This window comes from Gramella sp. AN32 (assembly GCF_023718305.1).
GTDB lineage: Bacteria > Bacteroidota > Bacteroidia > Flavobacteriales > Flavobacteriaceae > Christiangramia > Christiangramia antarctica.
The window spans coordinates 1-1,402 of the sequence record NZ_QEYO01000047.1 but is presented as its reverse complement, the minus strand read 5'-3'; the positions used below and the strand labels follow the sequence as shown (position 1 = coordinate 1,402).

Genomic DNA, 1,402 nt, shown 5'->3' with positions numbered 1-1,402 from the left:
AAATTTTCTGGGATGTTATCAAGACAATTAATACCTTTATTTTTCCTCCGGATCCACCATCGGAAATGGAAAGATAGGGGTTAGCCGAGTAAATCACCTCCTTTATTACCCGAAGCAGAAGGCGGGATTTTATGAAACTAAATCATTAAACCCAACCAAAAGATTTAGGGCTACAGTATGGATCTGATGGATATATAAACCATGTGTAAGAGTCTGGATTAAAAAAACTATTTGAATAACATACCCAACATAGCATTTCAAAGTACCGGTAACCAGAATGATTTTGAGCTTTTGGATCTAACCAAATTCTTTGAAAAAATACCTGATATTTCAGACCATAATCCCACTCGACCTCACCGAATAGAGTTTTTTGCTTTGTTGATGGTTACTACAGGAACAGGAATCCATGAAATTGATTTAAAAACGTACGATTTAAAGGCTGGTTCGGTTCTAAAAATTGCTAAAGGGCAAGTTCACGCATTTCAAGACAGTCCCAAGTATGAAGGTTTTTTGATAGTATTCACCGAAAGTTTCGTACTGAACTTTTTTTCAAAATCTTCCATAAAATTAATTTCGCACTTTTATAATTACCACATTACCACACCCATTGCTCAAAACAATACGGGGAACGCAACTTTTATAAATCAACTCATCGAAGAACTTAAAACCGAAAACAGCTTTGCCCAAAAAAATATCATTGCATCCCTGTTAGACCTTTATCTATTGAGACTGGAACGCAAATCAAAAAATAACCAGATCCAAATCAACAATTCGAAACGATACAATACTTTTATACAGTTTAAAGATTTGGTAGAATCCGATTATACCACAACCCGAAACGTAAAAGATTACGCCGAAAAGATGCTTGTTTCAACCAAACTCTTAAATCAAACGGTGAAACAATTCACCTTAAACACTGCCAAATCTTTTATCGACAATTATGTAATCCTTGAAGCCAAACGCGCCATTGTAAGCACGGAAAAAAGTTTTAAGGAAATGGCCTTTGACCTTGGTTTTGATGAAGTGACCAATTTCACCAAATTCTTCAAAAAACATACTGGCACCACCCCAAAACAGTTCAAAACTGGGCTATAGCGGTTTTGTTCCCACATTTACCATTCTTATCCGGAGATTAACCTACCTGATTGTTCAATATTGGGTCAATTTTGTATTAAACTTTAAAATCATAAAAAATGAAAACAAAATTAGTTACATGTATTTGCTTTGTATTGTTCAGTGTTGGAATTAGCTTGGCACAAAGCAAAACAACGGATGAAAATAAGTTTCAGTTTGGACAGCCTGAACATTTCCTGGATGGTTATTCATTGAATTTCCAATATCAAGATGGTACTGCCTTACACATGGAGTTCTACAATGGCAAAGCCAAATATGAATGGGTTGC

General features: G+C 35.3%; 2 protein-coding genes. Both read left to right on the top strand.

From position 1 onward, the window contains the following. Nucleotides 1-231 precede the first annotated feature (231 nt). Nucleotides 232-1,095 (top strand): helix-turn-helix domain-containing protein, encoded by an 864-nt coding sequence (locus tag DHD80_RS19805; RefSeq protein ID WP_251743204.1) that lies wholly within the window; start codon nt 232-234, stop codon nt 1,093-1,095. A 98-nt stretch (nt 1,096-1,193) separates the two neighbouring features. Next, nucleotides 1,194-1,402: hypothetical protein (locus tag DHD80_RS19800; protein ID WP_251743203.1), on the top strand; the 209-nt coding region annotated here is incomplete at its 3' end.